The organism is Motilibacter rhizosphaerae, from assembly GCF_004216915.1.
Classification (GTDB): domain Bacteria; phylum Actinomycetota; class Actinomycetes; order Motilibacterales; family Motilibacteraceae; genus Motilibacter; species Motilibacter rhizosphaerae.
The window spans coordinates 300,826-314,403 of record NZ_SGXD01000005.1; the positions used below are offsets into that span (position 1 = coordinate 300,826).

14 protein-coding genes and 1 tRNA gene are annotated in these 13,578 nt (G+C 75.2%); 2 read left to right on the forward strand and 13 right to left on the reverse strand.

Annotated features, from left to right (window positions below; translation table 11 throughout):
* Nucleotides 1-2: 2 nt before the first annotated feature.
* From EV189_RS18145 to EV189_RS18205, 13 genes are all read right to left on the reverse strand, one after another.
* Entirely contained in the window at nucleotides 3-335 is a 333-nt protein-coding gene (locus EV189_RS18145; protein WP_130494404.1) for a small basic family protein, read from the reverse strand.
* Nucleotides 332-1,123 carry a DUF881 domain-containing protein gene (locus EV189_RS18150; protein WP_130494405.1) on the reverse strand — a complete coding sequence of 264 codons (792 nt, stop codon included), beginning with the start codon at nucleotides 1,121-1,123 and terminating at the stop codon, nucleotides 332-334. The genes EV189_RS18145 and EV189_RS18150 overlap by 4 nt, the downstream gene beginning before the upstream one ends.
* The gene (locus EV189_RS18155) at nucleotides 1,110-3,605 is read right to left on the reverse strand and encodes a mannose-1-phosphate guanyltransferase (RefSeq protein WP_130494406.1); all 2,496 of its coding nucleotides are present in this window, start codon (nucleotides 3,603-3,605) and stop codon (nucleotides 1,110-1,112) included. Before EV189_RS18155 ends, EV189_RS18150 begins: the two co-directional genes overlap by 14 nt.
* Nucleotides 3,602-4,216 (reverse strand): CDP-alcohol phosphatidyltransferase family protein, encoded by a 615-nt coding sequence (locus EV189_RS18160; RefSeq protein WP_130494407.1) that lies wholly within the window; start codon nucleotides 4,214-4,216, stop codon nucleotides 3,602-3,604. The genes EV189_RS18155 and EV189_RS18160 overlap by 4 nt, the downstream gene beginning before the upstream one ends.
* 152 nt (nucleotides 4,217-4,368) lie before the next feature.
* Nucleotides 4,369-4,442, reverse strand: a tRNA-Pro gene (locus EV189_RS18165).
* A gap of 74 nt (nucleotides 4,443-4,516) precedes the next feature.
* The gene (gene der, locus EV189_RS18170) at nucleotides 4,517-6,124 is read right to left on the reverse strand and encodes a ribosome biogenesis GTPase Der (RefSeq protein WP_130494408.1); all 1,608 of its coding nucleotides are present in this window, start codon (nucleotides 6,122-6,124) and stop codon (nucleotides 4,517-4,519) included.
* Nucleotides 6,121-6,849: a (d)CMP kinase gene (cmk, locus tag EV189_RS18175; RefSeq protein ID WP_130494409.1), complete on the reverse strand. Its 729-nt coding sequence runs from the start codon at nucleotides 6,847-6,849 to the stop codon at nucleotides 6,121-6,123. The genes der and cmk overlap by 4 nt, the downstream gene beginning before the upstream one ends.
* Before the next feature lie 11 nt (nucleotides 6,850-6,860).
* Nucleotides 6,861-7,967 carry a prephenate dehydrogenase gene (locus EV189_RS18180; RefSeq protein ID WP_130494410.1) on the reverse strand — a complete coding sequence of 369 codons (1,107 nt, stop codon included), beginning with the start codon at nucleotides 7,965-7,967 and terminating at the stop codon, nucleotides 6,861-6,863.
* On the reverse strand, nucleotides 7,964-8,326 hold the full coding sequence (gene aroH / locus EV189_RS18185; protein ID WP_130494411.1) for a chorismate mutase: 363 nt from the start codon (nucleotides 8,324-8,326) through the stop codon (nucleotides 7,964-7,966). Before aroH ends, EV189_RS18180 begins: the two co-directional genes overlap by 4 nt.
* A gap of 51 nt (nucleotides 8,327-8,377) precedes the next feature.
* Nucleotides 8,378-9,166, reverse strand: coding sequence for a pseudouridine synthase (locus tag EV189_RS18190; RefSeq protein WP_231116544.1), 789 nt, complete (start codon nucleotides 9,164-9,166; stop codon nucleotides 8,378-8,380).
* A 35-nt stretch (nucleotides 9,167-9,201) separates the two neighbouring features.
* Complete coding sequence (gene scpB, locus EV189_RS18195; protein WP_130494413.1) at nucleotides 9,202-9,813, reverse strand: SMC-Scp complex subunit ScpB; 612 nt, start codon at nucleotides 9,811-9,813, stop codon at nucleotides 9,202-9,204.
* Entirely contained in the window at nucleotides 9,810-10,679 is an 870-nt protein-coding gene (locus tag EV189_RS18200) for a segregation and condensation protein A (RefSeq protein ID WP_231116545.1), read from the reverse strand. Before EV189_RS18200 ends, scpB begins: the two co-directional genes overlap by 4 nt.
* Nucleotides 10,676-11,572: a ParA family protein gene (locus EV189_RS18205; RefSeq protein WP_407938159.1), complete on the reverse strand. Its 897-nt coding sequence runs from the start codon at nucleotides 11,570-11,572 to the stop codon at nucleotides 10,676-10,678. The genes EV189_RS18200 and EV189_RS18205 overlap by 4 nt, the downstream gene beginning before the upstream one ends.
* A gap of 184 nt (nucleotides 11,573-11,756) precedes the next feature.
* Between EV189_RS18205 and EV189_RS18210 the strand changes: the two genes are divergently transcribed.
* Both EV189_RS18210 and EV189_RS18215 read left to right on the forward strand, forming a co-directional pair.
* Nucleotides 11,757-12,446 (forward strand): NADPH-dependent F420 reductase, encoded by a 690-nt coding sequence (locus tag EV189_RS18210; RefSeq protein ID WP_130494415.1) that lies wholly within the window; start codon nucleotides 11,757-11,759, stop codon nucleotides 12,444-12,446.
* Nucleotides 12,447-12,448: 2 nt separating this feature from the next.
* The gene (locus EV189_RS18215) at nucleotides 12,449-13,537 is read left to right on the forward strand and encodes a glycerate kinase (protein WP_130494416.1); all 1,089 of its coding nucleotides are present in this window, start codon (nucleotides 12,449-12,451) and stop codon (nucleotides 13,535-13,537) included.
* Nucleotides 13,538-13,578 lie beyond the last annotated feature (41 nt).

Consider the following 13,578-nt stretch of genomic DNA (forward strand, 5'->3'; position numbering starts at 1 on the left):
GCTCAGGCCCCGAACAGCCGGCGGCGGATCGCCGCGACGTTGGCGAAGATCCGCACGCCGAGGACGATGACGACGCCCGTGGAGAGCTGGCCGCCGACGCCGAGCTGGTCGCCGAGGAAGACGATGAGCGCCGCGACCACGGTGTTGGAGACGAACGAGACGACGAAGACCCGCTCGTCGAACAGCCCCTCGAGCCCGGCGCGCAGGGCGCCGAACACGGCGTCGAGCGCCGCGACGACGGCGATGGGGAGGTACGGCTGCAGCCAGAGCGGCACCGCCGGGTGCAGCAGCAGGCCGGCGACGACGCCGACGACGAGGCCGAGGACCGCGGTCACCGTCCTCCTCCCGGCGCTGGAGACGCCAGCCGCAGGGGGGCGGGGGACGCGGCCGGCAGGGAGACCGTACGCGACGAGAGCGACCAGCCGACGTCGTACGCCGCGGCGAGGTCGGCCAGCTGCTCGCGTGCCGGGCCGGCGAGGACGCGGGCGCGCAGGGCGGCCCCGCCGCCGGCACCCGGGGCGGTCGCGCTCAGGACGTACGGCGGGCTGACGGGCCGGTAGCCCACGAGCACCGTGCTGCCGGCGGTGCGGATCGCGGTGCGCGGGCCGAGGCGCACGCCGTCCAGCGCCACGGCCCCCGCGCCCGCTGCCCAGAGGTCGTTGGCGAGCTGCTGGAGGTCGCGGTCCTGCACCGCCTGGTCCGCACCGGTGGGCACGACGAGCCGGAGCACGACGCCGCTGCCCTCCGCGGGCAGGGCGGCGGCGGCGCCGCTGGGTCCGGCGCTCGGCAGTGCTGCGGGCGCGACCGGCGCCGTGGCCGCGCTGGCCACCGCGGCCCGCAGCTCGCGCAGCTGCTGCTCGGTGCCGTCGAGGGCCGTGCGCCGGTCGTCCACCGCGGCGACGAGGCTGCGCTGCTGGGCGGTGACGGGCACGCCCGTGCGCGCGTGCAGCGCGGCGACGACGAGCACGAGGCCGCAGAGCACCCCCACCAGCGCGCCGAGCCACCGGACGGCGCGCGGCGGGGGGCCGGGCGGCGGGGTGCGCGGGTGGGGCGTGCGGTGGAGCAGCAGGTCGTCGACCAGCGCCATGGTCGAGCCGGGGCCGCTCCCCTCAGCGGTCGGCACGCTCGACCGTGTGGGTCCACTCCTCGAGCAGCTCCTCGGCGCGCTCGGCGTCCGCCGCCTCGGCCCAGAGGTGGGTGACGGGCTCGGCGGGGTCGGGCAGGACGAGGACCCACGCCCCGTCGGGCTCGGTGAGGCGGACCCCGTCGGTGGTGTCCAGGGGACGGCCGGCCGCTGCCTCCACGACGCTGCGCATGACCGCGCCCTTGGCCGCCCACGGGGTGGGGACCGAGCGCCGGGCCATGTGCGACTGCGGGATGCGCGCGTCGATCTCGGAGAGCTGCAGCTGGGTCCGTGCCACGAGGCCCACGAGGTGGACGAACGTCGCCATGCCGTCGATGTTGCCGCTCGACTCGGGGATGACGAACCCCCCGCGCCCGTCCGCGCCGAGGACGAGGTCCGGCTCGTGGGAGGCGAGCGCCAGCTGGTCGGAGGAGGTCCCCGTCCACGCGATCCGCACCCCGTGGAAGCGCGCGACCTGCTCGCTCACCCGCGTCGTCGTGACCGGCAGGGCCACCGTGCCGTGGTTGCGCTCGGCCGCGACGAGGTCCAGCACGACGAGCAGCGCCCGCTCGTCGTCGATGACCCGGCCGGTCTCGTCGGCGAGCGAGATGCGCTCGCCCACGGTGTCGAAGCGGACGCCGAACGCCGCACCCGAGGAGGCGACGAGGTCGCCCAGGCGCGCGAGCGCGCTGCGCCGGCCCTCGGGGGTCTCGGTGGGGTACGACTCGTCGAGCCGGTTGCCGATGGTGAGCACGTCGATGCCGAGCCGGCCCAGCAGCGAGGGCAGGATCAGCGCGGCCGAGCCGCCGCCGGTGTCCACGACCACCTTCATCTCCGCCTCGGCGACCCCGCGGGTGCTGATCGAGCGCAGCAGCGAGGTGACGTACGCCTCCCCCACCCGGCTCGGCCACACCAGGGTGCCGATCTCGCCGGGGAACGCGCGGCGGTACTCCTGGCGGCTGAACACCCGCTCGACCTTGCGCTGGTCGCTCTGGCTGATGTCCCCGCCGGTGCTGTCGAGCAGCACGATGTCGATGCTCTCCGGCTGCCCGAGCGTCGTGCGCACGTAGACGCCCCCGCTGCCGACGTCCGCCGTGTGCAGGCGCGCCACCGGCAGCGGCACCGCCTCGAGGTCCTCCACGTTGAGCGCCGAGCTGTTGAGCGCCGCGATCACCGCGCGCTTGATCGTCCGGGCGCCGCGGCTGTGGTCGCACGCCGTGACGACGGTCGAGCCCTTCGGCAGCGTGGTCGCCCACGCGCTCGCGAGCCGCACCGCGAGCTCGGGGGTGATCTCGACGTTGACGATCCCGCTCACGCCGCGCGCGCCGAACAGGTTCCGCTGGCCGCGCGACTCGAAGATGACGCTCTGGTTGACGACCGCGCCGGCCTCGAGGGTCTTGAAGGGGTAGACCTTCACCCCCGACTGGACGATCGCCTCCTCCTCGATGACGCACTCGTCACCGATGACCGCGCCCTCCTCGACGCGGGCGCCGCGCATGATGTCGGTGTTCTTGCCGACGACGCAGGCGCGCAGGCTCGTCTGGGGACCGATGAAGACGTTGTCGTGGACGACGGCGCGCTCGAGCAGCGCACCGGACTTCACGACGACGTTGCTGCCGAGCACGGTGTGCTCGCGGATCACCGCGCCGCCCTCGACCTTGGCGTAGTCGCCGATGTAGAGCGGGCCGATGAGCTTGGCATCGGGGTCGACGTCGGCGCCCTCCCCGATCCACACCCCGTGGGAGACCTCGAAGCCGTCGATGTCGACGTCGACGTTGCGCAGCAGCACGTCCGCCTGGGCGCGGAGGTAGGACTCCGTCGTACCGACGTCCTCCCAGTAGCCGTCCGCGACCCAGCCGTAGACGGGCGCGCCCTGCGCGAGCAGCTGCGGGAAGACGTCGCCGGACCAGTCGACCGTCTCGCCGACGGTGACGAGGTCGAGCACCTCCGGCTCCATGACGTAGATGCCGGTGTTGACGGTGTCGGAGAAGACCTGCCCCCACGTGGGCTTCTCGAGGAAGCGCTGCACCCGGTCCTGCTCGTCGAGGATCGTGATGCCGAAGTCGAGGGGGTTCTCGACGCGCTTGAGGCAGACGGTGACGAGCGCGCCGCGCTTGCGGTGCGCGTCGACCATCGCACTGAGGTCGATGTCGGTGAGCGCGTCGCCGCTGATGACGAGGAAGGTGTCGTCGTGCAGCAGGTGCGCGGCGTTGCGCACGCTGCCCGCCGTGCCGAGGGGGGTCTCCTCGGTGGCGTACTGCAGGTGCATGCCGAGGTCCTCGCCGTCCCCGAAGTAGTTGCGCACCAGCGCGGCGAGGAACTGCACGGTGACGACGGTCTCGTCGAAGCCGTGGCGGCGCAGCAGCCGCAGGACGTGCTCCATGATCGGGCGGTTGACCACCGGGAGCAGCGGCTTGGGCATGGAGGCCGTCATGGGGCGCAGGCGCGTGCCCTCGCCGCCTGCCATGACGACCGCTCTCACGCCGCTGTCCTTCCCGCCCGCACGCCGGGTACGCCGCCCCAGCCCAGGACGTCGCGGGCCTGCAGGACGTAGAGGACGCCGGCGTACCAGTAGAGGGCCGTGCCCCAGACCGCGAAGGCCCAGCCGACCGCGTCGGCCGTCGTCGCAACGGTCCCCGTGCCGTCGCCGAGCAGGAGCAGGGGGAAGGCGTAGAGCAGGTTCGCGGTCGCGGCCTTGCCGAGGAAGTGCACGGGCAGCGGGCCGTACCCGCGGCGCTGGAGCAGCGCGAGCACGACCGACAGCAGCAGCTCGCGGGCGATGAGGACCGCCGGCAGCCACAGCGGGATGATGCCGCGCACCGTGAGCCCGACGAGGGTCGCGACGATGTAGAGGCGGTCGGCCGCCGGGTCGAGCAGCGCCCCGAGCCGACTGGTCTGCGAGAGCCTGCGGGCGAGCCAGCCGTCGAGCCAGTCGGTGACGCCGCTGGCGACGAGCAGGGCGAGGGCCCAGCCGTCGTGGTGGCCGAGCACGAGGACGAGGAAGACGGGGACGCCCAGCAGCCGCGCCGCCGAGAGCGCGTTGGGGACGGTCAGCACGCCAGCGTCGAGCGCACCCGCGTCGGTGGAGCCCAACGGCCTCTCCTCCCGCCCGGCGGCTGTCCCGGTCAGCCTATCGCGTCACTGGAGGAGAGGCTACGGAGCGTGAGCATGCAACCATGCAGCGTTGCAGACCGTGCTCGGGACAGACGAGCGGGGCCGGTCCGCAGACCGGCCCCGCTCGAACGTCGGGCTGACAGGATTTGAACCTGCGACCCCTTGACCCCCAGTCAAGTGCGCTACCAAGCTGCGCTACAGCCCGAAGCCCCGACGAGCGCAGAAGCGCGGCGAGGCAGGAAGAACCCTACCGCACGCCGGCGGTCCGCCGGACAGCCGCTACTTCTTGCGCGACCGCTTCTCGCGCACGCGGACGGAGAGCGAGATCGGCGTCCCGGCGAACCCGAACTCCTCGCGCAGGCGGCGCTCGATGAAGCGCCGGTAGCCCGCCTCGAGGAACCCCGTCGTGAAGATGACGAAGCGCGGCGGCCGGCTCGCGGCCTGCGTGGCGAACAGGATCTTCGGCTGCTTGCCCCCGCGCACCGGCGGCGGCGTGGCGGCCACGAGCTGGCCGAGGAAGGAGTTGAGCCGCCCGGTCGGGACGCGGGTCTCCCAGCCCTGCAGCGCGGTGTCGAGCGCCGGGACGAGCCGCTCGAGGTGGCGCTTGGTGTTGGCCGAGATGTTGACGCGGGGCGCCCAGCGCACCGGGCCGAGGTCGCGCTCGACCTCGCGCTCGAGCAGCTCGTGGCGGTCCTCGTCGAGCAGGTCCCACTTGTTGAAGGCGAGGACGAGCGCGCGCCCCGCCTCCTCCACCATCGTCGCGATGCGGATGTCCTGCTCGGCCAGCGGCTCGCTGGCGTCGAGCAGCAGCACCGCCACCTCCGCCTTCTCGATGGCCGCGCGGGTGCGCAGCGAGGCGTAGTAGTCGGCGCCGGAGGTGAGGTGCACCCGGCGGCGGATCCCCGCGGTGTCGACGAAGCGCCAGTCGCGCCCGCCGAGCTCGACGATCTCGTCGACGGGGTCACGCGTGGTGCCGGCCGTCGCGTCGACGACGACGCGCTCCTCCCCCGCGAGGGCGTTGAGCAGCGAGGACTTGCCGACGTTGGGGCGCCCGACGAGCGCGATGCGCCGCGGACCGGACGGCGCGCTCTCGGCCGGCCGCGGCTGCGGCAGCACGCCCAGCACCGCGTCGAGCAGGTCGCCGGTGCCGCGGCCGTGCAGCGCGGAGACGGGCAGCGGCTCACCGAGCCCGAGGCTCCACAGCGACGCGGCCTCGGCCTCGGTGCGCGCGTTGTCGACCTTGTTGGCCGCGAGGACGACGGGCTTGCCGGACCGCCGCAGCACGCGCACGACCGCCTCGTCGGTGTCGGTCGTGCCGATGGTCGCGTCGACGACGAAGAGCACCGCGTCGGCGGCCTCGACGGCCAGCTCGGCCTGCTCGGCCACGCGCGCGTCGAGCCCGGTCACGTCGCGCTCCCAGCCGCCGGTGTCGACGAGGGTGAAGTCGCGGCCGTTCCACTGGGCGTCGTACGCGACGCGGTCGCGCGTCACGCCGGGGACGTCCTCGACGACCGCCTCACGGCGCCCGAGGATGCGGTTGACCAGGGTGGACTTGCCGACGTTGGGCCGGCCCACGACGGCGAGCACGGGCAGGACGAGCCCCGCGGCCTCGTCGTCGAGGTCGTCGGCGTACTCCGAGCGCAGGGCGTCGGTCTCCGCCAGCTCGTCGAAGCCGTCGAGGTCGTCGTCCCCGTCGTCGTCGTCGAGCTCGTCCTCGGCGTGCAGCAGGTCGTCGCTGTCGTCGCCCTCGTCGAAGCCGTGCTGCTGCTCCCCGGGGAGGGGGGCGGGGGCCGTCCCGTCCTGCGCGTCCTGCGTGTCCTGCGTGGGCAGGGCGTCGTGCGCGTCCAGGGCGTCGGAGTCGTGCGAGTCGCGGTGCGAGCTGCTCATCGGGCGGCCTCCGCCGGGTGCAGGACGGCGGCGGCCTCGGGGACGCGCGCGACGACGACGTCGAGCACCGCCTGCACGACCTCGTCGAAGCCGAGCGCCGAGGTGTCGATCTCGACGACGCCCTCCGCAGCCGTGGTGAACGCCGCGACCGTGGAGTCGCGGGCGTCGCGCAGCACGACGAGGTCCTGCGTCGCCGCCAGCGCCTGCGCGTCTGCGGTGCCGTGCAGCTCGCGCGCCCGGCGGGCGACCCGGGCCCCCTCGTCGGCGGTGAGCAGGATGCGGACCGGGGCGTCGGGGGCGACGACGGTCGTGATGTCGCGGCCCTCGATGACGACACCGCCGGAGGCGGCGACCGCGCGCTGGCGGGCGACGAGCTCCTCGCGGACGGCGAGGTTGGTGGCCACCGCGCTGACCGCGGCCGAGACGCGCGGCTCCCGGATCGCGGTCGTCACGTCGGTGCCGTCGATGACGACGGACTCGCGCTCGGGGTCGAGCGACTGCTCGAGCTGCGCCGCCCGCGCCAGCGCGGCCACCGCGTCGGCGTCGGCGAGGTCCAGCCCGCGGTCCAGCGCGGCGCAGGTCACGGCGCGGTACATCGCGCCGGTGTCGAGGACGCCGAGCCCGAGCACGCGGGCGACGCGGCGCGAGACCGAGGACTTCCCGGAGCCGGAGGGCCCGTCGACCGCGAGGACGAGCCGCTGGAGGGGAGCAGGAGCACCGGTCACGAGGGACCAGACTACCGGTGCACCGACCACCCGGCCGCCGTCAGCGCGGCCGCGAGCCGGTCGGCCTCGCCCGGGCGCACCAGCACCTCCGCCAGACCCGCGGGCTGGCCGAGGCTGTGCTCGATCTCGAGGTCCTCGACGTTGACGCCCGCCTCCTCGACCGCGACGAGCAGCCGCGCCAGCTCGCCGGGGCGGTCGGGCACCACCACCGGAACCGTGGCGAGGTGCTCGACCGGTCCGCCGTGGCGGCCCGGGAGCCGCTGGCGCCCGGCGTTGCCCGCCCGCAGCAGCGCCTCCACGTCGTCGGTCGTGGCACCGCCCGCGGCGAGCGCGTCGAGCGCGTCGAGCGCGCGGTCCAGGTCGGCGCGCAGCGCGCGGAGGACCTCGGCGACGGGAGCGGCGTTGGCGGTGAGCAGGCTGAGCCAGGGGGCGGGGTCCGACTCGGCCACCCGCGTGATGTCGCGGACGCCCGTGCCCGCGACGCCGACCGCGCGCTCGGGGGCCGCCGCGAGCCGCCCGGCGACGAGCGCCGCGACGACGTGCGGGGCGTGCGAGACGAGCGCCACCGCCCGGTCGTGCTCCGCCGGCTCCATGCGGACCGGGACCGCGCCGCAGGCGAGGGCCAGCGCCTCGACCCGCTCCACGTGCTCGGCGCCGCTGCCGGGCAGCGGCGTGACGATCCACGGCCGCCCCTCGAACAGGTCCGTACGCGCCGCGCCGGGACCGCTGCGCTCGCGCCCGGCCATCGGGTGGCCGCCGACGAGGCTCGCGAGACCGGGGTGCGCGTCGGCGACCGCGCGCAGCGGCCCCTCCTTCACCCCGGCGACGTCGGTGTACGTGCGGGCGCGCCCCGCCGCCACGGCCTCGAGCAGCACGCCCGCCACGGCAGCGGGCGGCGCGGCCGCGACGAGGACGTCGACCGGCTCTTCCGGCAGGGCGGCCTTCCCCGCGCCGAGCTCCTCGGCCCGGCGGGCGACCTCCGGGTCGGCGTCGCTCAGCGTGACGGTGACGCCGGCGCGCCGCAGCGCCAGCCCGACCGACGCGCCGATGAGCCCGGCCCCCGCGACGTGGACGGTCCGGAGCGCGCCCCCGCCCTCCTCCGCCGGCGCGCTCGTCACTGCGCGATGTCGCGGCGCAGCGCGACGGCCCCGCGCAGGTAGACGTGGCGCAGCTCCTGGCGCGACTTCGGGGTCTCGATGTGCGCAAGCACCCGCACCACGCGCGGCAGCGAGCCGGCGATGGCGAGCTCCTGGGCGCACATCAGCGGCACGTCGCCCATGCCCAGGCGACGGGCGGCGACGGCGGGGAACTCGCTCACCAGGTCCGGGGTCGAGGTGAACAGCACGCTGATGAGCTCGTCGAGGGAGAGCTCGTTCGCCTTGAGCATCTCGACGAGCAGCTCCTCGACGGAGTCGAGCAGGTGCTCGGCCTCGTCGCGGTCGAGCTGGACGGCTCCACGGACGGCTCGGACTGCCACGTACCCCTGCTCCCTCGTGCTCCGCGCGGTCGCCTGCCGCGCTCGGGCACCCTACTCGTCGGCGTCCTGCGGGCCGTCCGCGCGGTCGTCGTCGTCCGTCCGCCGGTCCTCGACCAGCGCGACCTCGGCGAACAGCGCGCCGATCTCCTTCTGGTTCAGTGGGCGCACCTTGCCCGGGCGCAGGTCCCCGAGCGAGAGCGGCCCGAAGCGGACGCGCACCAGCCGCTGCACCGGCAGGCCGACCTCGGCGAGCATGCGGCGCACGACGTGCTTGCGGCCCTCGTGGAGGACGACCTCGACCATGGCGCGGTTCGACGACGCGGTGACGACGCGGAAGGAGTCGACGGAGGCGACGCCGTCCTCGAGCTCCACGCCCTCGCGCAGCTGCTTGCCGATGCCGCGCGGGACCGGGCCCGGCACCTCCGCGAGGTAGGTCTTCTCCACCTCGAACGACGGGTGCGCGAGGCGGTGGGCCAGCTCCCCGTCGTTGGTCATGATGAGCAGGCCCTCGGTGTCCATGTCGAGGCGCCCGACGTGGAAGAGGCGCCGGCTCTCCCCCACGAGGTCGCTCAGCGTCGGACGGCCCTCCGGGTCGCTCATGGCGCTGACCACGCCCGAGGGCTTGTGCAGGAGGAGGTACTCCTTGTCGGGCGCCGCGTTGATGCGGCGGCCGTCGACGAGGATGACCGCGGTGTCCGGGTCGACCCGCATGCCCTGCTCGCGGACGCGCTTGCCGTCGACCTCGACCCGCCCCTGGTCGATGAGCACCTCGCAGGCGCGGCGCGACCCGAGCCCCGCGGCCGCCAGCACCTTCTGCAGCCGGACACCCTCGTTCTGCACGTCCAGAACCCTCATCCTCTAGTAGAGACCCACCCTCAGCCCAGGTCGACGGCGTCGACCTCGGGGAGGTACGGCGCGACCGGCGGCAGCTCGTCCAGCGAGCCGAGCCCGAGCCGCTCCAGGAAGTAGCCGGTCGTGCGGTAGAGCAGCGCACCGGACTCCTCGGAGCCGGCCTCCTCGACCAGGCCCCGCGCCACGAGGGTACGCACCACGCCGTCGACGTTCACGCCGCGGATGGCGCTGACCCTCCCGCGGGTGACCGGCTGGCGGTACGCGACGACCGCCAGCGTCTCGAGCGCGGCCTGCGTCAGCCGTGCCTGCTGGCCGTCGCGCACGTAGCGCTCGACGACCGGTGCGCACTCGGGGGCGGTGTAGTAGCGCCAGCCGCCCGCGACCTGGCGCAGCTCGAAGCCGCGGCCCTGCTCCGCGTAGCCGGCTGCGAGCTCGCGCAGCGCCTGCTCGACCTCGTCGACCGGCCGCTCGACCAGCGCCGCCAGCACGAGGGAGGGGACGGGCTCGTCGACCACGAGGAGGACGGCCTCGAGGGCGGGGCGCAGCGGCACTTCGGGCACCGCGGCGAGCTGCGCGGGCTCCTCGACGGGTCCCGTGGCTTCCGTGGTCTGCGTGGTTTCTGTGGTCTCCGTCATGCCTGCCCCTCCTGCTCCTCGCCCGCGGCGGGCGCGAGGTCCTCGTCGAAGTCCGACGCCGCGCGGACGACGGCGTCCGCGCCGTCCGCCGCGCCCGTCCAGCGCACCTGCAGCTCGCCCAGCGCGTCCACCTGCTCGAACGCGACGCTGCCGTCGCGGAACAGCTCGAGCAGGGCGAGGAAGCGGCCCACGACGACGAGGGTCTCCTCGGCGTCCGCCACCAGCGAGCGGAAGGTGGTGGGTCGCCCGCCGCGCAGCCGCGCCACGAGGATCTCCGCCTGCTCGCGGACGCTGACCCGTGCGGCGTGGACGTGCTCGTCCATGACGGTCGGCACCGGCCTCGGCGCGAGCGCCCGGGCGGCCAGCGCGGCGAAGGCGTCGGGCCCCAGCCCCAGCACGACCTCGGGGAGCAGCCCGGCGAACTGGGCCTCGAGCGAGACGCTGCGCGGGAAGCGCCGCGACTCCTCGGCGAGGCGGAGCGCGAGCTCGGCGGCGACCTCCTTGTAGGCGCGGTACTGCAGCAGCCGGGCGAAGAGCAGGTCGCGCGCCTCCAGCAGCGCGAGGTCCTCCTCGTCCTCGACCTCCGCGCTCGGGAGCAGCCGAGCGGCCTTGAGGTCGAGCAGGGTCGCCGCGACGAGGAGGAACTCCGAGGCCTGGTCGAGGTCCCAGCTGGAGCCCATGGCGCGGATGTGCGCGATGAAGTCGTCGGTGACCTTGGCGAGGGCCACCTCGGTGACGTCGAGCTGGTGCTTGCTGATGAGCTGCAGCAGGAGGTCGAACGGGCCCTCGAAGTTGTCCAGCCGCACCGCGAACGGCGCGGGCGAGGCGGCGCTCGCGACCGGCTCGCTCGTCCCCGCGGCGGTCACCGACCGGAGGCGTCGCCCGCAGCGGCGGCCCAGTGGGAGAGCACCTCGCGGGCCAGCTGGCGGTAGGCCTCGGCTCCGGTGGAGCTCGGCGCGTAGCTCGTGATCGGGGCGCCCGCGACCGTCGTCTCGGGGAAGCGGACGGTCCGCGCGATGACGGTCTGGAACACCTTGTCGCCGAACGCCTCGACGAGGCGCGCCAGCACCTCGCGGCTGTGGGTGGTGCGCCCGTCGTACATCGTCGCGAGGATGCCCTCGATCTCGAGGTCGGGGTTGAGCCGGTTGCGCACCTTGGTGATGGTGTCGACGAGCAGCGCGACGCCGCGCAGGGCGAAGTACTCGCACTCCAGCGGGATGAGGACGCTGTCGGCGGCGGTGAGCGCGTTGACGGTGAGCAGCCCGAGCGAGGGCTGGCAGTCGATGAGCACGACGTCGTAGTCGTCGACCACGTCGTCGATGGCGTCGGCGAGCACCTGCTCGCGCCCGACCTCGTTGACGAGCGCGATCTCCGCGCCGGACAGCTCGATGTTGGCGGGGGCGAGGTGGAGCAGCGGAGACTCGGTCTTGAGCAGGACGTCCGCGAGGCCCTTGCTGCGGTCGAGCAGCACGTCGTTGACGGTGAGGTCGAGGTCGTGCGCGCTGACCCCGAGCCCGACGCTCAGCGCGCCCTGCGGGTCGAGGTCGACGAGGAGGACCTTGCGGCCGAGCTCGGCGAACGACGCGCCCAGGTTGATCGTCGAGGTCGTCTTGCCGACCCCGCCCTTCTGGTTGCACACGGCGATGACGCGCGCGGGGCCGTGCTCCTGCAGCGGCGGCGGGTCCGGGAAGGCCGGGGCCGGGATCCGCTCGCGCGTGGCCCGGGTCGGGGGGGCGGATCCGGGCTTGGCGCGGCGCAGGTCGAGGAGGGCCTCGTCGCCGCCGGGCAGCAGGGAGGGCTGCTCGTGCCGTACGCCCCTCGCCACCGATGCGCCTCCGTCCGCTCGCCCGCGAGGGGACCCTACGCGCTGGCGGACCGCAGCGGCAACGAGACCGGTGCGCTGCACCGTCGACCGGCGGCCGGGGCCGGACTAGGTTGCGGGCATGCGCACTGCGGTCCTCGGGACGGGCATGGTCGGGCAGCACATCGCGGGTCGGCTGGCGGAGCTGGGGCACGAGGTCGTCGTCGGGACGCGCGACCCGGCCGCCTCGCTCGCGCGCGAGGACGCGGGGTGGGGCGCGCGGCCGCTGCGGGTCTGGCTCGACGCCCACCCCGGGGTCCGTGTGGCGGCCTTCCGGGACGCCGTGGCCGACGCCGAGCTGGTGGTGGGGGCGAGCGGAGGGGACGTCACCCTCGCGGTGCTCGAGGCGGTGGGCGCCCAGGCGCTCGGCGAGCGGGTCTACCTCGACGTGGCCAACCCGCTGCAGCACGGTGAGGGCCTGCCGACGCTGTCGGTCTGCAACACCGACTCGCTGGGAGAGCAGGTCCAGCGGGCGTACCCCCGGCTGCGCGTGGTGAAGGCGCTCAACACGTTGACGGCCCCGCTGATGGTCCACCCGGAGACGCTCGGCGAGGACACGACGGTGTTCGTCGCCGGCGACGACGCGGAGGCCAAGGCCCTCGTCACCGGGGTGCTGCGGGCGTTCGGCCACGCCGACGTGCTCGACCTCGGGGGCATCGAAGCCGCGCGCGGGATGGAGATGTGGCTGCCGCTCTGGCTGCGGATCGCCGGCGCCCTCGGCGGCTCCGGCTTCAACGTCAAGGTCGTCCGCTCCGCGCCGCACCCGCGCTGAGCGTGCGCGTCGTCCTCGCACCCGACAGCTTCAAAGGCACCGTCCCGGCCACGCGGGTCGCCGCCGCGCTCGCCGACGGCTGGCGCTCGGTGCGTCCGGGCGACGAGCTGGTGCTGCTCCCCCTCGCCGACGGCGGTGAGGGCAGCCTCGACGCGCTCGAGCTCGCGGTCCCCGGCGCGGTCCGTCGCGCCGTCCCCGGCGTCTCCGGCCCGGACGGCCGCCCGGTCGACGCGGCGTGGCTGCTCCTGCCGGACCGTACGGGCGTGGCCGAGCTCGCCGTCGCCTCCGGGCTCCCGCTGCTGGATCGGCCGGACCCGCTCGGCGCGCACACGCGCGGCCTGGGCGAGGTGCTCGCTGCCGCGCTCGCCGAGGGGGTCGACCGGCTCGTCGTGTGCGTCGGGGGCTCCGCCTCCACCGACGGGGGTACGGGCCTGCTCGCCGCGCTCGGCGTCCGCTTCCTCGACGGCGACGGCCGCCCGCTCCCCCTCGGCGGCGGTGCGCTCGACCGGCTGTCGGCCGTCGACCTGCACCGGCTCGTCGCGGCACCGCCCGGCGGCGTCGACGTCCTCGTCGACGTCGCCGCCCCGCTGACCGGTCCTGCGGGTGCCGCGGCCGTGTTCGGGCCGCAGAAGGGAGCGTCCCCCGGCGACGTCGCCCTGCTCGACCGCGGCCTGCTGCGGCTGGCCTCGCTGCTGGGTGGTGACCCCGCAGCGCCGGGCGCGGGCGCGGCGGGCGGGACCGCGTACGGGCTGGCGGCAGCGTGGGGTGCCCGCCTCGTGCCCGGCGCCGCGCGCGTCGCGGAGCTCGTCGGGCTGGCCGCTGCCCTCGCAGGGGCAGACCTGCTCGTCACCGGCGAGGGCCGCTTCGACGCGACCTCACTCACCGGCAAGGCGCCGGCGCACGCCCTCGCGCTCGCGCGGGACGCCGGCGTACGCACCGCGGTGGTGGCGGGCCAGCTGGCGATCGCCCCGCCTGCGGACACCGCGCTCGCCCTGGTCGACCTGGCGGGGGGCGTCGCTCCGGCGCTCGCGGAGCCGGAGGAGCACCTGCGCGCCGCCGGCGCCGCCCTCGCCGCCACCCCTCCCCCGTGATCATGCACTTCCTGGCCCCCCACCTCCCCGTGATCATGCAC

Excerpts from the sequence above, each read along its gene's own strand:
- der (WP_130494408.1), bottom strand. The coding sequence starts at position 6,124 with ATGAGCAGCTCGCACCGCGACTCGCACGACTCCGACGCCCTGGACGCG.
- scpB (WP_130494413.1), bottom strand. The coding sequence starts at position 9,813 with ATGACGGAGACCACAGAAACCACGCAGACCACGGAAGCCACGGGACCC.
- EV189_RS18210 (WP_130494415.1), top strand. The coding sequence starts at position 11,757 with ATGCGCACTGCGGTCCTCGGGACGGGCATGGTCGGGCAGCACATCGCG.